Below are 24,868 nucleotides of genomic sequence, written 5' to 3' on the forward strand. Positions count from 1 at the left end.
GGCGCCGGGTCACGATTGCCTGAATTCTTCCAGGGTGATGGTCACTGAATAGCTGATGCCCTCGATGATGACGTCCGAACCGCGCGCCCCGACGGTTTGCGGCGCCACACCGAACGGCAGCCGCTGGCCGGGCAGCGTGGTGCTGAACGCGTGCAGCACCGCCTCGCGCTTGTCATCCGGAACCGGTTGATTCGCCGTGTCCGGTCCGGTGAGCACCCCGGTCGGCGTGAACACCAGGGTCGCCTGGTCGTCGGGGGCGATCGACAGATCGACCGAGACGCTGACCCGGTGATCGAAGCCGGCCGATTTCGGCGTGCCGGTGAACACCAGGCCGTGGCTGCCGGAGATACCGGATTCGGTGGTCCCACCGGTCGCATCGTTGGTTTCCCTGGGGGGCGCGTCGACCATCAGGTCGCTCATGCCCAGGTAGCGGCCCAGGTGCATGGAGTCGATGATGATGCGGCTCTCCAGCTCGCCCACGGGGAGCTTCGCATCGGGCCTGATCAGCCATGACGCGTAGGTCAGATCGATCGAGTGCATGGTGGCCTCGAGGGTGGCCTTGCCGGTCATCGCGTGGTCGACCGCGTTGGCCTTGATCTCAAGCTCGTTGTAATGCCGGTGCATCGCCTGGGGGATGAACGGGAAGGCCAGGATGGCCACGAACGGGTCCGAGCCCAGCTTGGCCACTTTGCGCACGGTCGTCGACAGCCGGTACTCGGCGTAGATGCTCGTTCCGTAGTCGACGCCGACGGCGCCAGCGGCCACCACGGCCACGGCGACCACCGCGGCCGTCGCACCGATCAGAACCTTCCGCACCCGCATATTGTGGCCGAGGCGGCGCCGCGTTTGCCGCGAGGTCCGTCCTGCGGTCCCCCGGCTGCCCCGAGCGGTTGGTCACACTGCATGTCGGCGCGCTCGATCACTAAGCCAAAGACCAGGTGGCACGTTATCGTTAGATGACCTGGCAACTAACGCGACGTTGCGTCCCGAATTGGGATCTGCCTTTCCCACGAGTCGGAGGGGCTTGTTGGAGCTACTACTGCTGACCTCGGAGCTGCATCCCGACACCGTCCTGCCGTCGTTGTCGCTGCTTCCCCACACCGTGCGGACGGCCCCACCGGAACCATCGTCCCTGCTGGAGGCCGGAACGGCGGACGCCGTGCTGGTCGACGCGCGCACCGACCTGTCCTCCGCGCGCGGGCTTTGCCGCCTCTTGAACACGGCGGGCCGATCGGCCCCCGTGGTGGCCGTGGTGACCGAAGGCGGCCTGGTGGCGGTCAGCGCCGACTGGGGGCTCGACGAGATCCTGCTGCCCGGCACCGGTCCCGCCGAGATCGACGCCCGGCTGCGGCTGGTGGTCGGGCGCCGCGGCGGCCTGGCCGAACAGGAGAGCGCGGGCAAGGTGAGCCTCGGCGAGTTGGTGATCGACGAAGGCACCTACACCGCGCGGCTGCGGGGCCGGCCGCTCGACCTCACCTACAAGGAGTTCGAGTTGCTCAAATACCTGGCCCAGCATGCCGGCCGGGTGTTCACCCGCGCACAACTGCTGCACGAGGTGTGGGGTTACGACTTCTTCGGCGGCACCCGCACCGTCGACGTGCACGTGCGCCGGCTGCGGGCCAAGCTCGGTCCCGAACACGAGGCGCTGATCGGCACCGTCCGCAACGTCGGCTACAAGGCCGTCAGGCCCGCCCGCGGCCGGACGCCCATCACCGACTCCGACGGCTCCGGGGACGCCGCGTCCGACTCCGAGGACCTGCCGGGCTCACTCGTCGACCCCGCGCGCACTCAGTGAGCCCCTCGGACTGGCGCTCCGAGCTGACCACCGACGAACAGCGGCTGGTGCGCCAATTGGTCTCGGCGGCAACAGAATTCGATGGTGTCGCACCCGTCGGCGAACAGGTGCTGCGCGAACTCGGCCACGACCGCACCGAGCACCTCCTGGTCTCCGACTCGTCCGACAATGCGATCGTCGGCTACCTCAACCTCAGTCCGCCACGCGACGGCGAGGCCGGGATGGCCGAACTCGTGGTGCACCCGCAGGCCCGCCGGGGCGGAATCGGGGCGGCGATGAGTCGGGCGGCGATGGCAAAGACCGACGCAGGCAACCGGTTCTGGGCCCACGGCACCCTGGAAGCGGCCCGGGCGACCGCGTCCGCGCTGAACCTGGTCGCCGTGCGGGAACTCGTCCAGATGCGGCGCTCGCTGCGCGACATCCCCCCGGTGGAACCCGTCGGCGGGATGCGTATCCGGACCTACGCGGGCCCGGGCGACGACGCCGAACTGCTGCGGGTCAACAACGCCGCGTTCGCCGAGCATCCCGAACAGGGGGGGTGGACCGACGCCGACCTCTCCGAGCGGCGCACCGAACCGTGGTTCGACCCGGCGGGGCTGTTCCTGGCGTTCGGCGACTCGAACAGCGACCAGGCCGGGCGTCTGGTGGGTTTCCACTGGACCAAAGTGCATCCGGACCAGCCCGGCCTGGGTGAGGTCTACGTTGTGGGCGTCGACCCGGCGGCACAGCGCCGCGGCATCGGGCAGTTGCTGACGGCCATCGGCATCGAGTCGCTGGCACACCGACTGGCAGGTGCGGCCGACCCGACCGTGATGCTCTACGTGGAGTCGGACAACGTCGCCGCGGTGCGGACCTACGAACGCCTGGGATTCACCCGGTACAGCGTCGACACCGCCTACGCGGCCCCGCCTACCGCCGGCTGAGCGGAATCGCGGGCAGCAGTGGCGTGGTGCCCGACTGTTCATTGCAGATTCACCGCGCGGTCGGTTCTTTCGGCCCGCGCCGGCGCATAGTTTCGCTTTGGCTCAGCAACCTGCGCTCGAGCATGTCCAGGCGCTTGTCCAGCACCGCCCGGATGCGCCCGCGACGGCTCAGAAAGCGAGATCGGTGAGGCTCCACGGACAGGGCAAGGCGATCGCGCTGGCGGCGGTGTTGGGTGCCGCGGTGCTGACCGGCTGCGGCGCCGACATCAACCACGGCGCCGCGGCCGCGGAGCTCTCCGGACCGGCGGGCTGCGGCGGCAAGCGCGGGCTCACGGCCGAAGGGTCCACCGCCCAGCAGAACGCAATCGGGGTTTTCAGCCAGGTCTGGGGCGAGCACTGCCCGGGCAAGAACGTGTCCTACAACGCGACCGGCTCCGGCGCCGGCCGGGCGCAGTTCATCGCCGGCCACGTCGACTTCGGGGGCGCGGACTCGCCGCTGCTCGCGGACCAGATCGGCCCGGCCACCAGGCGTTGCGGCGGAAACCCCGCGTGGGATCTGCCGCTGGTATTCGGGCCGATCGCCCTGGTCTACAACCTCCCGGGCGTGCAGAGGCTGGTCGTCAACGGTGACGCTCTGGGCGAGATCTTCAGCGGCAGGGTCACGTTGTGGAACGACCAGACACTGGCGGCGCTGAATCCGGGCGTGACCCTGCCGGACGTCAAGATCAGGCCGATCTATCGCGCGGACTCGTCGGGCACCACGGACAACATGCAGAAATACCTGACCGCCGCGGCCCCGCAGAGCTGGACCAGAGGCGTCGGCACCGAGTTCCAGGGAGGCGTCGGGGAAGGGGCCACCAAATCCGCCGGTCTGGTCCAGGCGGTGCGGGCCACGCCGGGCGCCATCGGCTACGTCGAGAAGGGATTCGCCGACCAGGCCGGGGTGCCCTACGCGGAGATCGACACCGGCAACGGTGTGGTCCCGCTGACCGAGAGCACGGCCGCCAACGCCATCAAAGCGGCCACGTTCGTGGCCGCCGGCAACGATCTCGTGCTGGATCTGAACTCGATGTACGCCTCCCAAGAGCCGGAAACCTACCCGTTGATCCTGGCCACCTACGAGATCGTGTGCTCCAAGGGGTACGACCCGAGCACCTCCCGCGCGGTCAAGTCGTTTCTCACCGTGGCCGCCACCAACGCGCAGGCCGGCCTGATTTCTGCCGGCTATGTCGCGCTGCCCGATAAAGTCAAGGAGCGACTGGTTACGGCGATCAACGCCATGCAGTGATCAATTGGGCGCAAGGAGCGACAACGCAACTGTGACGGGATCACAGTGACAATGCCTTCCGTGCCGAATCCGGCCGACGCAGGTTCGGGCGCGGTCGTGGCCGCCCCGTTCCCCGAGGCCCCGGTGGTGCCGATCAGCCCATGGGGCCGGGGCCGGCCGCGGCTCGGTGACCGGATGTTTCGCCGGCTCGCGCAGGCGTCGGGCGCCCTCATGGTCGCGTTGATCGTCGCGATCGGCGGGTTCTTGTTGCTGCGCGCCCTCCCGGCGCTCGAGCGCAACCGGGAGAACTTCTTCACCTATACGGGCGCCTGGGTCACCACCGGCACCTCGGCGCTGCATTTCGGCATGCTCGATCTGCTGCAGGTGACCGTTTTCGTGTCGCTGTTCGCGCTGCTTCTCGCGATGCCGGTCGCCCTGGGCGTGGCCCTGTTCATCACGCAGTACGCGCCGCGCCCGGTCGCCGGCCCGCTGGCATACGCGGTCGACCTGCTGGCCGCGGTTCCCTCGATCATCTACGGCGTGTGGGGCCTGCAGGTGCTGGCGCCGCGACTACGGCCCGTTGCGTCCTGGCTGAACCACACCCTGGGCTCGTGCTTCCTGTTCGCGGGCGCGAACACCTCGGTGACCGGGGGCGGCACCGTGTTCACCGGCGGCCTGGTGCTGGCGGTGATGATCCTGCCCATCACCACCGCGGTCACCCGCGAGGTATTCGTCCAGACGCCCCACGACCAGATCGAGGCCGCGTTGGCGTTGGGCGCCACCCGTTGGGAAGTGGTCAAGACGACCGTGCTGCCGTTCGGGCGGTCCGGCTACGTCAGCGGCGCGATGCTGGGTCTGGGCCGTGCCCTGGGTGAGACGATGGCGCTGCTGGTCATCCTGCGGGGAGCCCAGGCCACGTTCGGCTGGTCGTTGTTCGACGGCGGCTCCACCTTCGCGACCAAGATCGCCGGCGCCGCGTCGGAACTGGACGACCCATACCGGGCGGGTGCCTACATCGCCGCCGGGCTGGTGCTCTTCGTGCTCACATTCCTGGTCGACGCCCTGGCGCGCGGTGCGGTCGCCGGGATCGGGCGCAGAAGGGGCGGCCGGTGACCTCGATCCTGGACCGTCCGCTCAAGGCCCGGACGTTCCCCGGCCTGGGCCGGCGGCGTCGAGTGGCGAACAACGTCGCCACCGCGTTCGTGACGACGTCGATGCTGGTGGCCCTGGCGCCGCTGGCCTACGTGTTGTTCTCGGTGATCGCCAAGGGGTACAGGGCGATCGCGTCGGCCGCGTGGTGGACGCATTCGCAGGCGGGTATGACGGAGTTCGTGGCCGGTGGCGGCGCCTACCACGCGATCGTCGGCACGCTGCTGCAGGGATTGGTGTGCGCGGTGATCTCCATCCCGATCAGCATGTTGGTGGCGATCTACCTGGTCGAGTACGGGGGCGGCACGCCGCTGGGCAGGGTGGCCTCGTTCATGGTGGACATCCTGTCCGGGGTGCCCTCGATCGTGGCGGCGCTGTTCGTCTACACCGTGGGGGTGGCGACGTTCGGCATCGCCCGCTCCGAGCTCGCGGTGTCACTGGCCTTGGTGCTGCTGATGCTGCCGGTGATCGTGCGGGCCACCGAGGAGATGCTGCGCATCGTGCCGGTGGATCTGCGCGAGGCCAGCTACGCACTGGGCATCCCGAAGTGGAAGACCATCGCCCGGATTGTGATTCCGACCGGGCTGTCGGGCATCATCACGGGCATCATGCTTGCGGTGGCCAGGGTGCTGGGGGAGACTGCCCCGTTGCTGATCCTGGTCGGCTATTCGCAGTCGATCGGCTTTGACATCTTCCACGGGTTCATCGGCTCGCTGCCGGGCATGATCTACAACCAGGTGTCGGCCGGGGCGGGCGTGAACCCCGTGCCCACGGATCGGTTGTGGGGTGCCGCCCTAACCCTCATCCTGGTGATCGCCGTCATCAACATCGGAGCCAGGATGATCTCGAAAATCTTCGCCCCCGGAACGTCAAGGCAGGAGCACTAGGTGGCCAAGCGGTTGGACCTCAAGAGCGTCGACATCTACTACGGGTCGTTTCAGGCCGTCGCGGATGTGACGCTGTCGGTTCTGCCTCGCAGCGTGACGGCGTTCATCGGCCCGTCCGGGTGCGGCAAGACGACGGTGCTGCGCGCGCTGAACCGGATGCACGAGGTGGTTCCCGGTGGCCGCGTCGAGGGCGAGGTGCTGCTCGACGACGAGGACATCTACGGTCAGGGTGTCGACCCGGTCGGTGTGCGCCGCGCGATCGGGATGGTGTTCCAGCGCCCGAACCCGTTCCCCGCCATGTCGATTCGCAACAACGTGGTGGCGGGGCTGAGACTGCAGGGCGTGCGCAACCGCAAGGTGCTCGACGAGGTGGCCGAACACTCGCTGCGCGGCGCCAACCTGTGGGACGAGGTCAAGGACCGGTTGGACAAGCCCGGCGGCGGGCTGTCCGGCGGTCAGCAGCAGCGCCTGTGCATCGCGCGGGCGATCGCCGTGCAACCCGATGTGTTGCTGATGGACGAGCCGTGTTCGGCGCTGGACCCGATCTCGACGATGGCCGTGGAAGACCTGATCAGTGAGCTGAAGCAGGACTACACGATCGTCATCGTCACCCATAACATGCAGCAGGCCGCCCGGGTCAGCGACCTGACGGCGTTCTTCAACCTGGAAACCACCGGCAAGCCCGGGCGATTGATCGAGGTCGACGAGACCGAGAAGATCTTCTCCAACCCGAGCGAGAAGGCCACCGAGGACTACATCTCCGGCCGCTTCGGCTGAGGCCTACTCGGAGGAGCCTTTGTTGTCCTCTTCGGGGAGGCTGCCGGTCGCCTGGAAAATGACGCGCCGCGCCACCTCGACCGCGTGGTCGGCGAAGCGTTCGTAGAACCGGCCCAGCAGCGTCACGTCGACGGCCGAGGCCACGCCGTACTTCCATTTGCGGTCCATCAGTACGGAGAACAGGTGCCGGTGCAAATCGTCCATGGCGTCGTCTTCTTCGCGGATCCGGGCGGCTTTCTCCGGGTCGCGCGACAACACCACCTCTTGCGCGCTGTTGCCCAAATCGACTGCAAGCCTTCCCATTTCGGCGAAGTAGCCGTTGACCTCCTCGGGCAGCGCGTGCTGGGGATGCCGCCGCCGGGCGATCTTGGCGACGTGCAGGGCCAGTGCGCCCATCCGGTCGATGTCGGCGACCATCTGGATGGCGCTCACGATCGACCTGAGGTCGCCCGCCACCGGTGCCTGCAATGCCAGCAGCACGAAGGCGCTCTCCTCGGCGCGGGCGCTCATCGCCGCGATCTGCTCGTGGTCGGAGATCACCTGTTCGGCCAGCACGAGGTCGGCCTGCAGCAGGGCCTGGGTGGCGCGCTCCATCGCAATGCCCGCCAGCCCGCACATCTCGCCGAGCTGCTCGGACAGGCCCGCAAGCTGCTCATGGTAGGCGGTCCGCATGCCGCCAAGCCTACGTTCTCGATGCCGAAATCGCTTTGCGGACTCTCGCCAAATCCGGCTATTCGCAGGTGGTGTCCGCCGCATTGGTGACCGTCAGGTCTTCGGGCAGCTTGGCCGGTGTGTCGCCCGAGTTGCGTTCGATCTGCACGCCGACGGATGAGCCGCTGGGTGGCGGATCGGCGACGGCGCTGAAGTCCGGGCCGAGCACCACCTGGACGACCTGACCGTAGCCCGACACCCGGTGCACCTTGGAATTGGCGAACGCCGATGCCACCGTGGCGGCGGCGTGTTCGTTGCCCGGAGAGAAGAACACCGTCGTGGCCTTCAGTGCACTGGGGTAGTCGTCGGGTGCCATCACGTTGAACCCGTCGCGCTTGAGTTGGGTGGTGGCGGCGGCGGCGAGCCCGGATGTGGCGGTCGCGTTGGACACCCGCACCGTCACGTCGTGCGGCGAGGCAGTCGTCACCTGTTCGTGCCGCACCTCGGGGCTCGGGGCCGGGTTCTTGGCCGGGGCGGACGTGGGGGTGGAGGTGGTCGTCGCCCCCTTGGTCGAGGAGGTCCCCAGCTGCTGCGCGTTGTGGTCGTTCTCCAGGGGCAGAGGATCGTCGTCGATGATGGCGTCGAAGAGCGCCCGCATGTCGGCCGTGCGTGGCGGTTCGTCACCGTTTTCGTCCGTCACTCCGGTCGGCACCGTGACGAAGGTGATGTGCCCGGCGGCGATTCCCTGCAGCGACTGCCCGAGCTGAACAAGATCTTTGGTCTTGACGTTGTCGACGTAGCTGTCGCCGATGAAGAGGTTGACGACGTTGTTGAGTTTGTTCAGGTCCAGCAACGTGTCCTCGGAGATCAGGGAGCGCAGCAGCGACGACAGGAACAACTGCTGGCGCTTGATGCGGCCGTAGTCGCCGTTGTTCTCCGTGGTGACCTGCCGGGCGCGCACGTAGTTCAACGCCGTCGGGCCGTCGATGATCTGGCGCCCCGCGTGTTTGAGCACGGTGCCCAGTTCGTAGTCGTGTAGCGGCGCCCTGGTGCACACCTCGACGCCGCCGAGGGCCTCGACCATTTTCGCGAAGCCGGAGAAGTCTACGGCGATGAACCGGTTGATGCTCAACCCCGACAGCTTCTGGATTTCCTTCACCAGGCACTTCGGCCCGCCGAAGGAGAACGTCGAGTTCAGTTTGGTCTCGGTGTAGACCACGCGCGGACTCCAGGTGCGCGTCTTGTCGTCGTAGATGGGGCCGTACTTGCCGGTCTCGGGGTTCCAGACTTCGCATTGGATCGGGGTGATCGCCAGGTCGCGCGGGAAGGAGACCACCACCACGCGTTTGCGGTTCGCCGGAATGTTGACCAGCATCACCGTGTCCGACCGCGCGCCGCCGGCGTCGTCGGCGTCGCCGGCGCCCATGTTGGCGTTCTCGCCGAGCCGCGAATCCATGCCGACGATCAGGAAGTCCTCGTCGCCGTACTGGCCACCGGGGTCGACGATGTCGCGCGAATGCGGGTCGAGCGCGCTAACGGTGTTGAGGCGGCTGTTCTTCGATGTCGCCCACTGCCATGCCCCGCCGGTCATGGCGAGGCTCAGCACCGCGAGCAGCGCCGCCAGCGAACGGGCGGCGAACAGCAGGGGCCGGCGCCCGGGCCTGGTTTTCGGCTCGCGGGCACGCCGGCGCAGCAGCGTGCGCGGTGCGTTGGCGGGCGGTGCCTCCGCTGCGGGATCCTCGTCGTGGGGGTAGCTCGCGACCTGCAGGTCGGGGACCTCCGAGCTGAGCTCGAGCGAATAGGCCGGAGTGGCGATGACCTGTGTGTCCTGTTGGTCGATGGACGCCTCGGGAGCTGCGGTATCCGGGGCCTCCGTGTCGGGGGCGTCGTCGGCTGCGCGGTGGCGCCTGGGCCGATCGGGGGGCGGGGCGCCGAACTTGGCGATCAGGTCGGCGACGGTGATCCCGCCCCGGGTGTGGGATCCGCTCCGTGCGCCGTGACCCGGATCCTGCTCGTCCTCGTCGTCGTCGTCGTGCTCGTCCTCGGAGGCGGGCTCGACGTGGTCGACGGGGGCCGGGGCGGGCTGCCACCGGTGCAGGTTTTGGTCCGGTGTCGGCTCGGAGAACCGCTCCCAGGGCGCGGCGCGCCGGCCCTCGGGAGTGGCGTCTGCTCCGCCGTCACTCATGTCCTGCCGGCCTCCGAATCCTCGATGCGGACGTCGAGAGAGCGTCCGTGGCACCTGTCACCGCCGCACTGCGGGCCCGTGCCTGCGAGGCGCACGGAGTGGGTCGCGCTTCGGTGACGCGGCCCTCAACCGATCCGACGGCGAAGCGTAATACAGCAAGGCCCATATCTTACTGAGTTCTGGGTCCGGACGCGATCTCGCGGCCGGGTTCAGCCGCCGGAGTGCATGACGTCCGCGCCGGCCGGGACCGTGCAGTCGTCCGGATCGTTCAGCCAGCCGTCGGGCAGGGCAACGCGGGCCGGTGACCCCTGCCGGCCCCGCGGGCCCGTGGCCGCATCGGGGAACGGCACCGACCCGTCCAGCCGGTCCAGCAGCGAGTCGAGTTCGTCGAGCGTCGTGACCATGGCCAGCGACCGCCGCAATTCGGATCCGGCGGGGAAACCGTGCAGGTACCAGGCGACATGCTTGCGTATGTCGCGCATGCCCTTGTCCTCCCCGAAATGGGCGGCCAGCAGTCGGCCGTGCCGCCGGACGATGTCGGCGACCTCGCCCAGGGAGGGCGGGACGGGCGGGGCGGTGCCGGTGAACGCGGCCGAGAGCTCGGCGAAAAGCCACGGCCGGCCCAGGCAGCCGCGGCCGATGACGACGCCGTCGCAACCGGTGCTGGCCATCATCGCCAGCGCGTCGCGGGCGTCGTAGATGTCGCCGTTGCCGAGCACCGGGATCGTGCGCACCTGCTGCTTGAGGGCGGCGATCTGGTCCCAGTCGGCGGTGCCGGAGTAGCGCTGTGCCGCCGTGCGGGCGTGCAGGGCCACCGCGGCGGCGCCCTCGGCCTCGGCGATGCGGCCGGCGTCCAGGTGGGTGTGGTGCTCGTCGTCGATGCCGATGCGAAACTTGACCGTCACCGGGATGCCGGTGCCTTCGGTGGCGCGGACGGCCGCGGCGACGATCTGGCCGAACAGCCGCCGCTTGTACGGCAGCGCCGCCCCGCCGCCGCGCTTGGTCACCTTGGGCACCGGGCAGCCGAAGTTCATGTCGATGTGGTCGGCCAGACCCTCGTCGGCGATCATCCTCGCGGCGGCGTACGTGGTGGCCGGGTCCACGGTGTAGAGCTGCAGCGACCGGGGACTCGTCCGGGGCGAACGTGGTCATGTGCATGGTGACCGGATCGCGCTCGACGAGCGCGCGGGCGGTCACCATTTCACAGACGTACAGGCCGCTGACCGTGCCGGCCTTTTCCTTCTCGAGCTCACGGCAAAGCGTCCGGAAAGCAACGTTGGTCACGCCCGCCATCGGGGCCAGCACCACCGGGCTGGCGAGCGTGATCGGACCGATCCGCACGGCCGTTACCGGCGGCTCATCGCCAGCTTGCCGGCCGTCTTGTGCAGTTCCTGGGCGGTGGCGCGCTTGCCCGTGCGGGCTTCCCGGTCGAGTTGGCGCTGCTTGGACACCTCGAACTTGTCGCAGGCCTGCTCGAGCTCCTTGATCAGCAGTGCGAGGTCGTCACGCAGCTCGGCCCCCTCGCCGGTGAAGTCCTCGCGCTCGAAAATGCGCCACTTCTTCAGGATCGGCATGACGACCTCGTCGAGGTGGATGCGCGGGTCGTAGACCCCGCCGACGGCGATGAAGACGGCTTTGCGCCGGAACTCGGGCACCTGGAAGCCAGGCATCTGGAAGTTGCGCAGGATGAGGTGCAGCGACTTCATCGCCTGGTTGGGCGCGAGGTCGAACGCGGCCTCGCTGACGTCGCGGTAGAAGATCATGTGCAGGTTCTCGTCGGCCGAGATCTTGGCCATCAGCTGATCGGCGATCGGGTCGTTGCAGGCCCTGCCGGTGTTGCGGTGCGAAATCCGGGTGGCCAGTTCCTGGAAGCTGACGTAGAGGACGGAGTGGGTGAGGGTCTCGGCGAAGTACTCACCCTGGTGGTTCTGGCCCGGGCTGAAGCCCCGGTTGACCACCTCGATACGAAGCTTTTCCAGCTCCACGGGATCGACGGCGCGCGTGACCACGAGATAGTCGCGCAACGCAATCCCGTGCCGGTTCTCCTCGGCCGTCCAGCGGTTCACCCACTGCCCCCACGCGCCGTCCATGCCCATGTTCATCGCGATCTCGCGGTGATAGGACGGCAGGTTGTCCTCGGTGACCAGGTTCTGCACCATCGCCACCTGGGCGACATCCGAGAGCTTGCTCTGCTCAGGGGCCCAGTCCTGGCCACCGAGCGCGTAATAGTTCTTGCCGTCCGACCACGGGATGTAGTCGTGCGGGTTCCAGTCCTTGTGCATGCTCAGATGCCGGTTCATGTACTTCTCGACGACCGGCTCAAGCTCCCGCAACAGCTGTAAGTCCGTCAGCTCAGCGGACATCGCCCCTCCAGTTATATGTGTCGATTAGTAGCGGTCAATATATCTGTGTACCCCAGTAGCATCAAGTTTCCGCGTGCGTGGCCCGCGTGGCGAGGTCACATTTCGGCATACCGACGTGCCGAACACATTTGACCTGGGCTCGCCGGTGTGGCCCCGCGGAAACCCGCTACTCGGAATTACCCGGCTCAGGGGCCGGCACGTAGGGGGCCGCCGTGATGAACAGCATGTTCACGCAGTAGTCGATGAACTGCCTGCGGGTGGCGCCGAGCTGGCCGTTGAGGTAGGCGGTGAACAGGCTCGACAGACCGCCGACGAGGCTGGTGGCGATCATCTTCTGCACCACGGGGTCCCCGATCCGGGAAAGCTTGCGGACCAGCAGGTCGATGAAGTTGGGCATCCACTGCGCTCCCGAGCGGGTCAGGATCGGCTCCACGGCCGGAGCGAGCAGGAGCACGCGGCCTCGGACCGGGTCGTCGACCATCAGCTCGACGAAGCGTTCGACGGCCTCGCGCGGCGTTTTCGCCGAGGTGAGCGTGCTCATCGCCCGCGTGCACACGTCGTCATAGACCGCGCGCACGAACTCGTCGCGGTCGGAGAAGCTCTCGTAGAAATAGCGCTCGGTCAGCGCGGCCTCGCGGCACACGGCGCGGACGGTCAGCGCGGGCCCGCGGTCGCTGCCCAGCAGTTGCACGCCGGCGGCAACGAGGTCGTCGCGGCGCAGCGCGTGGCGACTCTCCAAGGGGACGCCGGTCCAACGGCTCCGTCGTTGACCGGACGGCACATCGCTCCTAAGCTGAAAAGTGACAACACGTGTAGTCAAAATCTACCGACAGCCACGGGGATCTCAACAGTGACTCAAGATACGTCCGCAGGCACTCCGCTGACGAGCATCGACGGCGCGACCGCCACCGACGGCTTGGCCGCCGGATGCCCGGTGGCGCCGCTGGGTTACGAGGCTCCGCCCGTCCCGCTCGGTCCCGATTCGCTGACGTGGCGGTACTTCGGGGACTGGCGCGGCATGCTGCAGGGCCCATGGGCGGGGTCGATGCAGAACATGCACCCGCAGCTGGGTGCGGCCGTCATCGACCACTCGACGTTCTTCCGGGAACGCTGGCCGCGCCTGTTGCGCTCGCTGTACCCGATCGGCGGCGTGGTATTCGACGGCGACCGCGCACCGGTCACCGGCGCGGAGGTGCGCGACTACCACACCGAGATCAAGGGCGTCGACGAACAGGGTCGCCGCTACCACGCGCTGAACCCCGACGTCTTCTACTGGGCGCACGCCACCTTCTTCGTCGGAACGATCCACGTGGCCGAGCGGTTCTGCGGCGGGCTGACCGAGGCGCAGAAACGACAGCTCTTCGACGAGCACGTCCAGTGGTATCGGATGTACGGCATGAGCATGCGACCCGTGCCGGCGTCGTGGGAGGAATTCCAGGCTTACTGGGATCACATGTGCCGCAACGTATTGGAGAACAACTACGCGGCGCGTGCGGTGCTCGACCTGACCGATCTGGCCAAACCACCTTTCGCGCAATGGGTTCCGGACTGGCTGTGGGCCGCCCAGCGCAAACTGATGGCGCCGTTCTTCGTCTGGGTGACCGTCGGCCTCTACGACCCGCCGGTGCGCGAGCTGATGGGCTACACCTGGTCGGCGCGCGACGAATGGCTGCACCGGCGGTTCGGCGACGCCGTCCGTCTGGCGTTCGCGCTGGTGCCCCGGCGGTTCCGCAAGCATCCGCGGGCCCGCGCCGGATGGGATCGCGCCAACGGGCGAATCCCGGCCGACACGCCGCTCGCGCAGACCCCGGCGCGCAACCTGCCGCCGGTGGACGAGCGCGACAACCCCAAGCACTACTGCCCGAACGTGTCGTAATTCTTTCCCGCGCAGCGCGTCTCACGTGCGCGTGCTGTCGTTGCCAGGTCGGGTGTCAGCGCGCCGGGACGACGGTCGACGTGCGCCGGCCGCCGTTCCGCTCGTTCCAGAACCGGTAGACACCCACCGCGGCGTCCCGGGGCTCGTAACGCATCGGCAGTCGCCGGCGCTCCCAGCTCTTCGCGAATTCGTCGTAGAACGTGGCGAGTTCGAAGTACTTGCGGTCATCGAGGTAGTACGGCGCATAGGCCTCGCGGGTGGTCAGGAAGACCACTTCCCGCGGTGAGCAGTAATACAGCGAGCCCAGGCACATCGGGCACGGGTGGGCGAGCACGTAGATGGTGCTGTCGACCAGGTGCTCGGTGCCCAGCTTCCGGCACGCCTCGCGGATGGCCAGGATTTCCGCGTGGGCGGTCGGGTCGTTGGTCTGGGCGGCCTGGTTGGCGCTCTCGGCCAGGACTTCGCCGTCGTTGACGATCACGGTCGCGAACGGGCGGCCGCCCTCGGCGACGTTACGGCGGGCCAGGTCGATCGTGCGCTGCGCGAAGTCGGTCATGGTCGCAGGCTAGCGCCGACGACTGGGCATGCCGGGCCTGTGGTAGTAACTAGATTGTCTATATTTCTTCGTTTCTGGCACAGGAGCAAAATGGCGCGCACCGAGAGCGATCGTTGGGATCTGGCGACGAGCGTCGGGGCGACGGCGACCATGGTCGCCGCTCAGCGGGCGCTGGCTTCCGAGGAGGGGTTCATCGACGACCCCTATGCCGCGCCGTTGGTGCGCGCCGTCGGCATCGACGTCTACGTCCGCTTGGTCAACGGCCAGATCCCGGTCGGCGGGGAGTCGGAGTTCGATCCGCGCCGGATGGCCGAGGGGATGGCCTGCCGCACCCGGTTCTACGACGACTTCTTTCTCGACGCGGCGCGCAGCGGCGTCGGCCAGGCGGTGATCCTCGCGGCGGGCCTGGACGCGCGGGCCTACCGCCTGCCGTGGCCCGCCGGCACCGTCGTCTACGAGGTCGACATGCCCGAGGTGATCGAGTTCAAGACGCTGACCCTCGCCGAGCTCGGTGCGCAGCCGACCGCGGAGCGCCGCACGGTCGCCGTCGACCTGCGCGACGACTGGGCCGCGGCGTTGCGGGACGCGGGATTCGATCCGCAGGCCCCCACGGCGTGGAGCGCCGAAGGTCTGCTGGTCTACCTGCCGGATGCCGCGCAGGACGCACTGTTCGACAACATCACCGCGCTGAGCGCTCCCGGCAGCCGCCTGGCGTTCGAATTCGTCCCCGACACCGCGATTTTCGCCGACGAGCGCTGGCGCGCCCACCACGACCGGATGAGCGAGCTCGGGTTCGAGATCGACTTCAACGATCTCGTCTACCACGGGCAGCGCAGCCACGTCGTGGACTACCTGAACCAGCGCCGCTGGCGGACGTCGACGAAAAGCGTCAAGGAACTGCACGCGGCCAACGGGTTCGCCTACCCCGACGACAACGTCGCCGCGGCCTTCGCCGACGTCACCTACACCAGCGCGGTGCTCGAGCGCTGACGTCGGCGCGCGCTGCGGCTACGAACTCAGCAGGTCGTCCTTCAGGCGGCTGGTGAGCATCTCCTGGAACACGGTGCGTGCCGGGTCGTAGAGGTCCTGAAAGGTCGTCAGCACCGCGTTGCGGTCGTATTCGGGAATGGATCCCGTCGGGGTCCAGAAGCTGTCGATGTCCAGCAGGAAGAACGGTCCCTGCTGGGCCGGCATGGTCCGGCGCAGGTGGTAGCTCTGGTCGAGTGCCTGACCCACCCCGGGGCCGTAGCGCACGATCATCGACTTGCCCGGGTTCGCCTCGCGGTAGACCGCGGCGCCCTGCCATTCGGTCAGCGTCAGGCCGGCCGGGGCGATGCGCTGCGGCCCGAGCAGCGGCTCGGCGATCCAGTTGGCCCACTCGACCCGGCCGTCGACGCCCACCGGGACCCGGACCTCGAGCACGTAGCGCAGGCCGATGCGCTCCACCCCGACGAGCGAGGAGACCTGCGAGCGCGCGTCGACGACGCGCATCACGATCTCGAGCAGCGACTCGAAGTTGGAGTATGCGGTGGTCTCGATGACGACGGCCTGGTTCTTCATCGAGGCGGCCAGCGTGTTGTCCCGGTTGACGTAGCGGGTGAAGCGCTCGGCGGTCGGCTGGGGGCTTCCGCCGGCGCCCATGCCCCACGCCACATCCTGGGCCTGGCGCTCGATGGGCAGATGGTCGGCGAGCAGATGTTTGAGCTGTCCGCTCGATGATTCGTTGAGGGAATCCGTTGCTGGGTGACGGACTTCCATCGTTACCAGGGCTACGGGCGCGTTCGGGGAGGAGGCTGCATCAACAGTCATCCTCGGAAGCATAGCCAAGCCGTTTTGACGCGGAACCGGGGCCATCCCGCGTGGCGACCGACGCCCGCCGGACGACTGCGCCCGGCTGCGTCCGACGCAGCCACAAGATCCGTCAGCAGCGGCGATTCATCCCCACCGATGCTCATTCGGCGTGTCATGCCGTCGGGCGAGCGGACGCGATCGCCGCGAACCGCCGGCCCGGCACGCGCGCGGCCGGTGCGTGCGGCCGCAACGGCCCGCGCGGTGCTCGTTAACGGCGCGTCGATTGCTGCTGACGATCGGCTGAAGCTCCGGTGCCGGGCGTCTTGCGAGGTGACAGCCGGTGTCCGGCGCTCATGAACCGCTTGTTGGTGCCCCCACTAGGACTCGAACCTAGGACCTGCGGATTAAAAGTCCGTAGCTCTACCAACTGAGCTATAGGGGCCGAAAAAACAGGATACTGGGTACCGCGGAGGCGCTCGTTTGAGGATTGGGGCCGCGGTGACCTAAGCTGGCGTGGCTCCCAACGTAACCATGTTGCGGGTACCCCGGAGAGATTCGGATCTGGCCCCCTTCGTCTAGCGGCCTAGGACGCCGCCCTTTCAAGGCGGTAGCGCGGGTTCGAATCCCGTAGGGGGTACGGCGACGCGGCGACGCGGAGCGGTAGCAAGGCCCTGTGGCGCAGTTGGTTAGCGCGCCGCCCTGTCACGGCGGAGGTCGCGGGTTCGAGTCCCGTCAGGGTCGCCAGCACGGCGAGGCACTCCGTTGCCTTCCGGCCAGGTAGCTCAGTCGGTATGAGCGTCCGCCTGAAAAGCGGAAGGTCGGCGGTTCGATCCCGCCCCTGGCCACCAAGTATCTGTGCATTTCAGCGCCCCTTTTCGCTCTGTCTACGAACTCGTCATCACCGATTCGGACTCGGCGATGGGGCCAATATGGGGCCAAAAACGAGGTGCCGTCGCTGCCAACTCTGTCTCGGATCCGTCCCCCTCGACTCTCCGCTGTCTTCGAGCGGAGCCCTACGCGACATGCGCGTGGCCAGTGGCGATTGCACTAGCACCTGCGAGGCACAATTGCGTCGTGCCCGTTCGCTGGTCAGTCGTGGCTGCCGACGACTGGGCTGTCGCTGGCCTCGAGAGCCAGGGCCAGCATCCGCACGACTGGCTCAAACATCCGTCGAGAGAGCGTACCTGGCTGTTCAAACCCGCACGGCCAGAGCGCGATCGTTCCCTCGGGGAAGACACTGTGGAGAAGCTCGGAAGCGAGATGGCTCGGCTGGTCGGAGTGCCGGCGGCCACGGTCGAACTAGCCACTCGGGGCGGGGTGCGTGGCGCATTGGTTGAAGACGTGCGATTGCCAGAGTGGGAATTGCAGGCAGGGCAGGCGCTAATGCCAGAGGTGGTTATCGATTACGACCCGACTGATCCTGAAGGGCGCGGATACAATCTCGGCTCTATCAGGCAGGCACTCACACGGTTTGGATCACCGCCAGCCTGGATTTTTCATCGAATGTGGAGCTCAGGGGTGTCGTTAACGTGAAAGGTGCACTGCCGCAAGGATAATCGGAGTATTCGAGGCTCGGTTATCCAGGATGGGAGTGCACCTGTCAGATGCAGGCTACTACGGATTGGTCGAAGAATGTCCGAGTTGAGGTCCGTGGCGACGACGTGGTCGGGCACGCCGGTAACGTGATACCCCGGTTGCTGGCCGACAATCTGGGTTTGACCAGCGGTTTGTCGTCGGTGCTGTCGCGCCCAGAAGTCACCCACGACCGAGGCGCGGTGTTGCGCGATGTGGCGGTATCGATCGCCGGCGGCGCGCAGAACCTGGCCGGCACCGCGGTGCTGCGCGATCAGCACCGGTTGTTTCAGGCGGTGGCGTCGGTTCCGACGATGTGGCGGTCCCTGGGCGAGATCGACGAGCAGAGCATCACCGAGGTCACGGCCGTGCGCAACAAGGTCCGCTCTCGGGTGTGGGAGGCGATCGAGGCCCGCCACGGTGCGATCCCGGCTTCGCAGACCTGCTATGGGGACCTCGGGGACACGATCGTGATCCGCATCGACGCGTCGCTGATTCAGTCGCACAGCGATAAGCAGCACGCCGCAGGCAATTTCAAAGGCGGGTTTGGCTTCCACCCGCTGTTGGCGTGGTGTGACAACACCGGCGAACTGCTGGCGGTGATCGCCCGTGCAGGCAACGCCGGCTCGAACACCGCGGCCGATCATATCGCGATCATCGACGCCGCGATCGCGGCGATCCCGGCCAAGTGGCGCCGCAAGTTGCTGGTCACCATCGACGGCGCGGGTTCAAGCCACGCCGTCGTCGAACACCTGGAGAAACTCAATGCCCGGCCGGGGATGTCAGTGGGCTACTCGGTCGGATTCGACCTCGATGAGCGGGTCCGGGTCGCGATCGGCCAGATGCCCGATGCGGGATGGCAAGCCGCACTGGATGCCACCGGAGCGGCCCGTGACGACGCCCAGGTCGCCGAGTTGACCGGGCTGCTGCGCCACAGCACCGGAGGGGATCGGCTGGTCGGCTGGCCGGCCGGCATGCGCATCCTGGTGCGGCGCGAAGAAATCGAACACGGCACCCAGTTGTCATTGTTCGAGCAGCTGGCCGGCTACCGCTACCAGGTCCTCGCCACCTCGACTGCCGGTGGACAACCCCAGCGACTGGAAGCCCGCCACCGCGTCCACGCCCGGGTGGAGGGCTTCATCCGCACCGGCAAAGACACCGGCCTGGCCCGCTGGCCCTCACACTCGTTCGCCATCAACACCGCTTGGGTCACCGCCGTCGCGATCGCCATCGACCTGCTGTGCTGGATGCGACTGCTACTCCTGGACGGCCCACTGGCCAAAGCCGAACCCGCCACCCTGCGCTACCGGCTGCTGCACGCCGCGGCCCGGCTGATCAAACGATCCCGCTACCTGATCCTGCGGATCCCCCAAACCTGGCCCTGGGCACAAGAATTCGCCGACGCCCTCAACAGGGTCCGCGCCATACCCTGACCCACAGGCCCCTATGCCCTCTCGACCCCAAGAAAGGAGTAACCACCCCCGGGATAAAGGACCCGGCGTCACCGCACGACACGCGGCGCCGCCGCCTACCCCCAGCCTCAAAACCTCGACAAAGCTGCCGCCCCGCAGACCGCCACAGCAGAACCCGGGCCACCGTGAAATTCTGAGGCCAGGCTCATCGATGCCTACGTCGTTTCGGGCTTTCGATGCGTTCGCAGGATATCTCCTGTTTGACGCGTTGATCGCGCAAGGAGATCGCCACGACCGCAACTGGGCCGTCCTTGTGCCGCCGCCGGACGTATCCGAGCCTGAGGCGTTGTGCCCCTCTTTCGACCACGCAGCTAGCCTCGGCTTTACGTTGAGCGACGAACTGCGCGCCGAGCACTTACGCGACGGAACAGTGATGAAATGGGCAGAACGTGGGCACGCGAGCCGATTTGAGCATCGCAAGGGCACGCGTTGGCAGACACTCGTGGACCTGGCAGGCGACGCCATCAGACTCTGTGGACCGAGCACCCGCGACTGGCGTGAACGGATACTGTCGCTTGAACGGCGGGACCGTTGAGGACCTATTTGCTTCTGCCCCAGGGATGACGGAGACTGCGCACCGTTTCACGGTCGAACTCGTCAAGATTAATCGAGAGAGGTTGCTCGATGTCCTCGCCTGAATTGCTGTTATCGCGGACGTCAATGGCCACGCGACGCTTCGCTGTCGCATGGCGGAACCGGCGGCGACGCTTAATTACGCCGGTGGCCGTACTAGACCACGGTGCCAAAGGCTATCGATTCCAGTACCTTGCGGACCTTAAGAAATCCGTCCCCGGCTTTCGTCCATTTGTTGGGTTCCCGGATCTCGACCGCGTATACGAATCTGCCCGACTGTGGCCTTTCTTTGACCTGCGAGTGATGGATCGCAAGCGATCCGACTTCCCACAGTATGTTCGTTGGCTAGGTCTCCCGCTCGAGGTCTCGCGGCTTGACATCCTTAGCCGTAGCGGTGGAGAACAAAAAGGCGACAGCGTCTACCTCGCAGAGGCGCCGATCGTCGCGGATGACGGTGCCACCAAGACTGTTTTCTTGGCGCGCGGAACCAGCTACGCGACACGGCAATTTGGTACCGCGGCCGTTGCGAACGCACTCGCCGGAGGCAACAGGCTGACGCTGGCCGATGACGACAGCAATGAGGCGAACCCGCGGGCATTGCTGCTCACGACGTCAGAAGGCGCAGCCATCGGATGGGTACCAGACCTCCTTGTTGACTATGCCCGACAAGTGCGAGCCGGAGGCGGCGGCGCGCAGCTGCTTCAGAACAATGGACCCCTCGCTCCGTGGCACCTGCGAGTCCTTGTGCAAATCTCGGGTCGCATAACCCCGGGGTCGGCTGTGTTCAGCGGGGGCGTGTGGCCTCCGCTCAATTGGGTTTGAGTCCTTTACACTTGATGAAGTGCGCTCCGATGCGGCCGGTTAAACAAACGGCTTCGGGACCAGCGTTGGGGATGACCTCCCGGTCTGCGCTCTAGTCGAATGGCCCCGGCCTCGCCAACCTGGCTTGAGGCCGGGGTCTAACGATTGGGTCTCCCTTCCCGTGCGATTGCCAGACAGCCTTGCCGCCGCCTCGATCCCTGAGAAATGGGACGAAACAGGGCCAAACCGGATCAGCTGCGGCCCGCACGAAAAGTATCGTCGAGCGAGTCAAGCGCGGTTGCGATGTCGTCAAGCTCGTCGTCGAAGAGATCCGCGTAGGTGTGTGCGGTCACGGTGATTGATGGGTCACGTCCCGTGGAGTGGTGTAAGAGCATTCGCGTGTTCGCGTGAGGCTCTGCGGTTGTTCACTATGCCGTGAGAGCTGCTGTGGGGGCAATCGTTTCGGCGTTCTTGTCGCTGGCGTTGAGGAGGGCGAGGCTGGTTTCGGAGAGGTAGCGCTTGTCGGCGACTTGCCATTCGTCGTGGGCTTCGACAAGCACGGAGCCGGCCAGCCGGAGCAGGGCGGCGGGGTTGGGGAACACCCCGACGACATCGGTGCGGCGTTTGATCTCCTTGTTGAGCCGCTCCAGTGGGTTGGTGGACCAGATTTTCTTCCAGTGCGCCGCCGGGAAATCGGCGAACGCGGTGATGTCGTCGGCGGCCTGGCGCAGCATGGTCTCGACCTTGGGGAATTGCCGGCCGAGCATGCCGGCGATGGTGTCGAGCTGCTCGCGGACATGTTCAGCGTCGGGTTGGGCGAAGATGGTGCGGATCGCCGCGGCGACCATTTCCGCGGAGCCCTTGGGGATCTGGGCGAGCACGTTGCGCAGGAAATGCACCCGGCATCGTTGCCAACTGGCTCCGATCAGTACCGCGTCGATCGCGGCGCGTAGTCCAGCGTGGGCATCGGAGATGACCAGCTGCACCCCGGCCAGGCCGCGGGATTTCAGCGACCGCAAAAACGCCGTCCAGAATGCCCCGTCCTCGCTGTCGCCGACCTCGAAGCCCAGCACTTCGCGGCGCCCGTCGGCGGCCACTCCGGTGGCGATGACCACCGCCTGGGATACCACCCGGTGATTCACGCGGGCCTTGCAGTAGGTGGCGTCGAGGAAGACGTAGGGGAAGGGTTGCTCGGCCAGGGGCCGGTCGCGGAAGGCGGCGACTTCGGTGTCGAGGTCCTTGCAGATCCGCGAGACCTCGCTTTTGGAGATCCCGGTATCAGCGCCCAGCGCCTTGACCAGATCATCGACCTTGCGGGTGGAGGTGCCGTGCAGGTAGGCCTCCATCACCACCGCGAACAGGCATTGATCGACGCGGCGGCGGCGTTCCAGCAGTGCCGGGAAGAACGACCCCGACCGCAACTTGGGGATGCGTAATTCCAGGTCCCCGGCGATCGTGGTCAGCGTGCGTGGGCGTGAGCCATTGCGCTGATTGGTGCGGGTCTCGGTGCGCTCGTGCGGGCCGGCGCCGATCACCGCGGTCAACTCCGCATCGATCAGCGCCTGATAGATGACCTCAGCGGCTTGAGTGACCCGCTCGCCGGCATCGGCGGTGCGTAGTGCATCGAGCACCTCCAACAAGGCAGACTGATCCAGGGCCATCGCGATGTTCCTCTCGGTAGTGATCCTTGGTCGTTTCACCACAGAGACTCACGCGATGGCCCCTCTACATCGGCACCGACACGCCGCTACTTACACCACACCCGGGGACGTTCCCTGATTGATGCGTGGCCCATTGCCTTTTGCAGGAGTCGCAAGTCGGCGCCGGCCCGTCGTGACAGCGATGCGTAGGTATGCAAGAGGTGTGTGGTGTCTGGGGTGGTTCAGAACGGTTGATGCCGGTGGTCATTGGTGTGTGGTGCATGAGGGTGGGATCGGCTTATGTTGTGGGACTGGGGGATCGGGAAACATTGGTGGTGGACAAATGTGGACGCACTGATGTTGGTCAGTGTGGTAGAGCGGGACAGCCGGTTCGTCGTATGGTGCGGCGATGGGAACGATCAACTCGAAATCAGCGGCGCGTAGGCGGGTTCGCGAGGCGCAGCTTAGAGCGAACGAGGCACGCGTGGAGTGCGAGCGGCAAAACGTCGATGACGCGGCGTCGTTACTCGTTGAGCTGGGTCGCCTGGCGGCCGTGGAGGAGTGGGAGGCAACTCGCATCCTCGAGATTCGGGCAGAGGCAGAGCGGCGTCGGCACACGCACCGCCAGGCCGGCGGCATCGCGGTGGCTCGAATGCAGGGTCGCGGCGAATCACTCGCGGCGATAGCGGAATTGGCTGGGGTCAAAGTCGGTAGCGTTCGGATGATGTTAAAGGCGGCGAGCGCGCACACTGGCGCGGCGGTGCAAGCACTAGGTGAGGGCAACGGCGCGGCGGCCCCTGGCGCGGCGCCGTTGGCACTAGGTGCGAACGGCGTTACTGCGCATGACGATGGCGCGGCGGCGCAAGCACTAGGTGCGAATGGCGCTGCGGCGCATGACGAAGGTGTCGGTGGCCGGGTTTAGCGTGGGCGCGTGCGTGTTCATCTGGGGATGCCGCTGTGGGTCGATCCTGTTGTGCACGCCGACGAATGCCGGCGCTTTGACTCCGACGTGGTGCAAGGACCCGGCGCTGACGACTGCGATTTTTTCACGGGGGCTATCGGTAAAGACGGATATGGCCGGTTCTTCATTTACCGTGGGGGTAAAGGGATTTGCGTGCGGCCGCACCGGTACGCGCTGGCGCGTCGACTCAGTGTGCTCCTTCAGCCAGACGAGTTGGGCCTGCACGAGTGCGATAGCCCGCTGTGCGTGAAAGTCTGTGCGGCCGAGGCGACATTCCAGCATGTGGTAATCGGCACTCAGAGTGAAAATATGCGACGAATGGCCCGGATGCGGCGCGGAGGAGGCCGCAGGTCGATTCCCAGTGATGGGTTATGGGCTCGGCGGGAGCGCTCGGTCGCGTTGCACACGGTGTTGCGGGAACGCGGCTGGGATCGGGCCGCAGTGGAGGCGGCGCGCCTCGGTGATATGCCGATGTTGTGGTGAGGGTGTAAGCACTGTTGGTGATTTAGCCGGCGAGTACTGCCGGTCGTGCTGCGCTGCTGTGGGAACGGGGTGGATGCGATCCAGCCGATAGACGGCGGTATGCATCGCCCAGTAGACGGCGACGATGTTGGCCCCGGGTATCACGCTGGCTAAGACGGGCCCGCACGTCGGCCGGATTGCTTCACCGTATGCGGCTGCGGCGCACTGCTCGGGGCTGGGAAGAACCCTGGCCGGGGCGCTGTGGGCGGTGTGAGGCGACGCTTGGCGCCAACAGGGTGCTTGTCGGACTAGTTCAGTGCACTTGCGGGTCGATGCACCGTACTCACTTCTGCCGCAGGACGAGCGGAATTGCATCTGCTGCAACATAATTGCTCGGTTGAGAGCGAGTATAGCGCCCAGTAAAGCGCGTCCCGCGGACATCGGATCACACCTCAGAAAGGGTGCTGTCTCGACACTTACGTCTGGCGCATCATTGTCGCATCTAGTACAACAGGATGGTGGGCGTCGAGTTGCCGGGGTCAGCAGCGCTGTCGCTGGTGTCGAAAGTGCTTCCGTTGGATCCAGAAGCCACGGTCTTCACCGCGATGCTGTCTGGCTGGGCTGATCAGCAGCGAGCCCGGGTGTGCAAGCCACCGACGGTGCAGGCGCGGGCGAGCGTGGTGCGCCGTTTCGCCGAGTTCACCGGGACGTATCCCTGGCAGTGGCAAGCAGATGACGCGGATGCGTTTTTCTCCCAACTGCTTTCCGGTGCGGAGCCAAAAGCTGACTCGACGGTACGGGGATACCAAAACGCATTGCGGTTGTTCGGCGACTTCGTTACTGACACGCGATATGGATGGGCGTCTTTGTGCGCTGAGCGGTTCGGGCAGGCCCCGGCACAGATCCTGCATGACTGGAACACCGTGCGTCACGTCAACGAGTTTGAGGGGCGGCCGGGACGGCGCCCGCTGAGCTATGACGAGGTTCAAGAGCTCTTCGATGCCGCCGATGGCTTGGTAGATCAGGCGCGACTTCGCCACCGCAAGGGAGCGTTGTCAGCGTTGCGGGACTCGACGCTGCTGAAGACCGTCTACGCGTATGGGCTGCTCTCCGGGGCTCAACCAGATGCAGCGGCGTGATTCTCTGAGTTTGTGCAGTTCAGAAGCT

21 protein-coding genes, 4 tRNA genes and 2 pseudogenes are annotated in these 24,868 nt (G+C 66.7%); 16 read left to right on the plus strand and 11 right to left on the minus strand.

All coding sequences use genetic code 11. From position 1 onward, the window contains the following. Positions 1 to 9 precede the first annotated feature (9 nt). Positions 10 to 822 (minus strand): mannan chain length control protein LmeA, encoded by an 813-nt coding sequence (gene lmeA, locus AB8998_RS03655; protein ID WP_369736872.1) that lies wholly within the window; start codon positions 820 to 822, stop codon positions 10 to 12. A gap of 202 nt (positions 823 to 1,024) precedes the next feature. Here lmeA and AB8998_RS03660 point away from each other — a divergent pair, with 202 nt between their 5' ends. The 6 genes from AB8998_RS03660 (at position 1,025) to pstB (ending at position 6,798) form a co-directional block, all read left to right on the plus strand. After that, positions 1,025 to 1,795: a winged helix-turn-helix transcriptional regulator gene (locus tag AB8998_RS03660; RefSeq protein WP_369736873.1), complete on the plus strand. Its 771-nt coding sequence runs from the start codon at positions 1,025 to 1,027 to the stop codon at positions 1,793 to 1,795. After that, positions 1,792 to 2,718 carry a mycothiol synthase gene (gene mshD, locus AB8998_RS03665; RefSeq protein WP_369736874.1) on the plus strand — a complete coding sequence of 309 codons (927 nt, stop codon included), beginning with the start codon at positions 1,792 to 1,794 and terminating at the stop codon, positions 2,716 to 2,718. The genes AB8998_RS03660 and mshD overlap by 4 nt, the downstream gene beginning before the upstream one ends. A 184-nt stretch (positions 2,719 to 2,902) precedes the next feature. Continuing rightward, positions 2,903 to 4,006, plus strand: coding sequence for a phosphate ABC transporter substrate-binding protein PstS (gene pstS / locus AB8998_RS03670; protein WP_369736875.1), 1,104 nt, complete (start codon positions 2,903 to 2,905; stop codon positions 4,004 to 4,006). Positions 4,007 to 4,051: 45 nt separating this feature from the next. After that, positions 4,052 to 5,098 (plus strand): phosphate ABC transporter permease subunit PstC, encoded by a 1,047-nt coding sequence (gene pstC, locus AB8998_RS03675; RefSeq protein ID WP_369736876.1) that lies wholly within the window; start codon positions 4,052 to 4,054, stop codon positions 5,096 to 5,098. Next, complete coding sequence (gene pstA, locus AB8998_RS03680) at positions 5,095 to 6,021, plus strand: phosphate ABC transporter permease PstA (protein WP_369736877.1); 927 nt, start codon at positions 5,095 to 5,097, stop codon at positions 6,019 to 6,021. The genes pstC and pstA overlap by 4 nt, the downstream gene beginning before the upstream one ends. Continuing rightward, a complete protein-coding gene (pstB, locus tag AB8998_RS03685) occupies positions 6,022 to 6,798 on the plus strand; it encodes a phosphate ABC transporter ATP-binding protein PstB (RefSeq protein ID WP_369736878.1) in 777 nt (258 codons plus the stop codon). 3 nt (positions 6,799 to 6,801) lie between these two features. On the opposite strand, the gene phoU is transcribed toward pstB, so the two are convergent. The 5 genes and pseudogenes from phoU to AB8998_RS03710 all read right to left on the minus strand — a co-directional run bounded on the left by phoU (position 6,802) and on the right by AB8998_RS03710 (position 12,778). Beyond that, positions 6,802 to 7,470, minus strand: coding sequence for a phosphate signaling complex protein PhoU (gene phoU, locus AB8998_RS03690; RefSeq protein WP_369736879.1), 669 nt, complete (start codon positions 7,468 to 7,470; stop codon positions 6,802 to 6,804). A 58-nt stretch (positions 7,471 to 7,528) separates the two neighbouring features. After that, positions 7,529 to 9,634 carry an LCP family protein gene (locus AB8998_RS03695; protein WP_369736880.1) on the minus strand — a complete coding sequence of 702 codons (2,106 nt, stop codon included), beginning with the start codon at positions 9,632 to 9,634 and terminating at the stop codon, positions 7,529 to 7,531. A gap of 209 nt (positions 9,635 to 9,843) precedes the next feature. Beyond that, a pseudogene (gene dusB, locus AB8998_RS03700) lies at positions 9,844 to 10,927 on the minus strand (tRNA dihydrouridine synthase DusB). 53 nt (positions 10,928 to 10,980) lie between these two features. Then, positions 10,981 to 11,997 carry an acyl-ACP desaturase gene (locus AB8998_RS03705; RefSeq protein WP_369736881.1) on the minus strand — a complete coding sequence of 339 codons (1,017 nt, stop codon included), beginning with the start codon at positions 11,995 to 11,997 and terminating at the stop codon, positions 10,981 to 10,983. A gap of 166 nt (positions 11,998 to 12,163) precedes the next feature. Further along, positions 12,164 to 12,778 (minus strand): TetR/AcrR family transcriptional regulator, encoded by a 615-nt coding sequence (locus AB8998_RS03710; RefSeq protein WP_369736882.1) that lies wholly within the window; start codon positions 12,776 to 12,778, stop codon positions 12,164 to 12,166. 69 nt (positions 12,779 to 12,847) lie between these two features. Here AB8998_RS03710 and AB8998_RS03715 point away from each other — a divergent pair, with 69 nt between their 5' ends. Continuing rightward, entirely contained in the window at positions 12,848 to 13,873 is a 1,026-nt protein-coding gene (locus AB8998_RS03715) for an oxygenase MpaB family protein (protein WP_369736883.1), read from the plus strand. 55 nt (positions 13,874 to 13,928) lie between these two features. Here AB8998_RS03715 and AB8998_RS03720 read toward each other — a convergent pair whose 3' ends face one another. After that, complete coding sequence (locus AB8998_RS03720; RefSeq protein ID WP_369736884.1) at positions 13,929 to 14,429, minus strand: nucleoside deaminase; 501 nt, start codon at positions 14,427 to 14,429, stop codon at positions 13,929 to 13,931. A 90-nt stretch (positions 14,430 to 14,519) separates the two neighbouring features. On the opposite strand from AB8998_RS03720, the gene AB8998_RS03725 reads away from it, so the two are divergent. Then, positions 14,520 to 15,419 carry a class I SAM-dependent methyltransferase gene (locus AB8998_RS03725; protein WP_369736885.1) on the plus strand — a complete coding sequence of 300 codons (900 nt, stop codon included), beginning with the start codon at positions 14,520 to 14,522 and terminating at the stop codon, positions 15,417 to 15,419. A gap of 18 nt (positions 15,420 to 15,437) precedes the next feature. Here AB8998_RS03725 and AB8998_RS03730 read toward each other — a convergent pair whose 3' ends face one another. Both AB8998_RS03730 and AB8998_RS03735 read right to left on the minus strand, forming a co-directional pair. After that, positions 15,438 to 16,250, minus strand: coding sequence for a TIGR04255 family protein (locus AB8998_RS03730; protein ID WP_369736886.1), 813 nt, complete (start codon positions 16,248 to 16,250; stop codon positions 15,438 to 15,440). Between the two features lie 336 nt (positions 16,251 to 16,586). Further along, positions 16,587 to 16,662, minus strand: a tRNA-Lys gene (locus tag AB8998_RS03735). Positions 16,663 to 16,784: 122 nt separating this feature from the next. Between AB8998_RS03735 and AB8998_RS03740 the strand changes: the two genes are divergently transcribed. From AB8998_RS03740 to AB8998_RS03760, 5 genes are all read left to right on the plus strand, one after another. Continuing rightward, positions 16,785 to 16,857, plus strand: a tRNA-Glu gene (locus tag AB8998_RS03740). Positions 16,858 to 16,887: 30 nt separating this feature from the next. Further along, positions 16,888 to 16,964: transfer RNA gene (locus AB8998_RS03745), tRNA-Asp, on the plus strand. A 27-nt stretch (positions 16,965 to 16,991) separates the two neighbouring features. Beyond that, positions 16,992 to 17,068, plus strand: a tRNA-Phe gene (locus AB8998_RS03750). A gap of 756 nt (positions 17,069 to 17,824) precedes the next feature. Continuing rightward, positions 17,825 to 19,225 (plus strand): IS1380 family transposase, encoded by a 1,401-nt coding sequence (locus AB8998_RS03755; protein WP_369736302.1) that lies wholly within the window; start codon positions 17,825 to 17,827, stop codon positions 19,223 to 19,225. A gap of 367 nt (positions 19,226 to 19,592) precedes the next feature. Continuing rightward, entirely contained in the window at positions 19,593 to 19,799 is a 207-nt protein-coding gene (locus AB8998_RS03760; RefSeq protein ID WP_369736887.1) for a hypothetical protein, read from the plus strand. A 1,267-nt stretch (positions 19,800 to 21,066) separates the two neighbouring features. Here AB8998_RS03760 and AB8998_RS03765 read toward each other — a convergent pair. Together AB8998_RS03765 and AB8998_RS31665 are read right to left on the minus strand one after the other, a co-directional pair. Continuing rightward, on the minus strand, positions 21,067 to 22,299 hold the full coding sequence (locus tag AB8998_RS03765) for an IS256 family transposase (protein WP_073881228.1): 1,233 nt from the start codon (positions 22,297 to 22,299) through the stop codon (positions 21,067 to 21,069). A 116-nt stretch (positions 22,300 to 22,415) separates the two neighbouring features. Beyond that, a pseudogene (locus tag AB8998_RS31665) lies at positions 22,416 to 22,499 on the minus strand (site-specific integrase); the annotation flags it as partial. 188 nt (positions 22,500 to 22,687) lie between these two features. Between AB8998_RS31665 and AB8998_RS03770 the strand changes: the two are divergent. The 3 genes from AB8998_RS03770 to AB8998_RS03780 all read left to right on the plus strand — a co-directional run bounded on the left by AB8998_RS03770 (position 22,688) and on the right by AB8998_RS03780 (position 24,840). Next, positions 22,688 to 23,200 (plus strand): hypothetical protein, encoded by a 513-nt coding sequence (locus AB8998_RS03770; protein WP_007172179.1) that lies wholly within the window; start codon positions 22,688 to 22,690, stop codon positions 23,198 to 23,200. A 9-nt stretch (positions 23,201 to 23,209) separates the two neighbouring features. Next, on the plus strand, positions 23,210 to 23,722 hold the full coding sequence (locus AB8998_RS03775) for a hypothetical protein (RefSeq protein ID WP_225325864.1): 513 nt from the start codon (positions 23,210 to 23,212) through the stop codon (positions 23,720 to 23,722). 497 nt (positions 23,723 to 24,219) lie between these two features. After that, positions 24,220 to 24,840 carry a hypothetical protein gene (locus AB8998_RS03780; RefSeq protein ID WP_225325865.1) on the plus strand — a complete coding sequence of 207 codons (621 nt, stop codon included), beginning with the start codon at positions 24,220 to 24,222 and terminating at the stop codon, positions 24,838 to 24,840. Positions 24,841 to 24,868: the final 28 nt, after the last annotated feature.

It is taken from the genome of Mycobacterium sp. HUMS_12744610 (assembly GCF_041206865.1).
GTDB lineage: Bacteria > Actinomycetota > Actinomycetes > Mycobacteriales > Mycobacteriaceae > Mycobacterium > Mycobacterium servetii.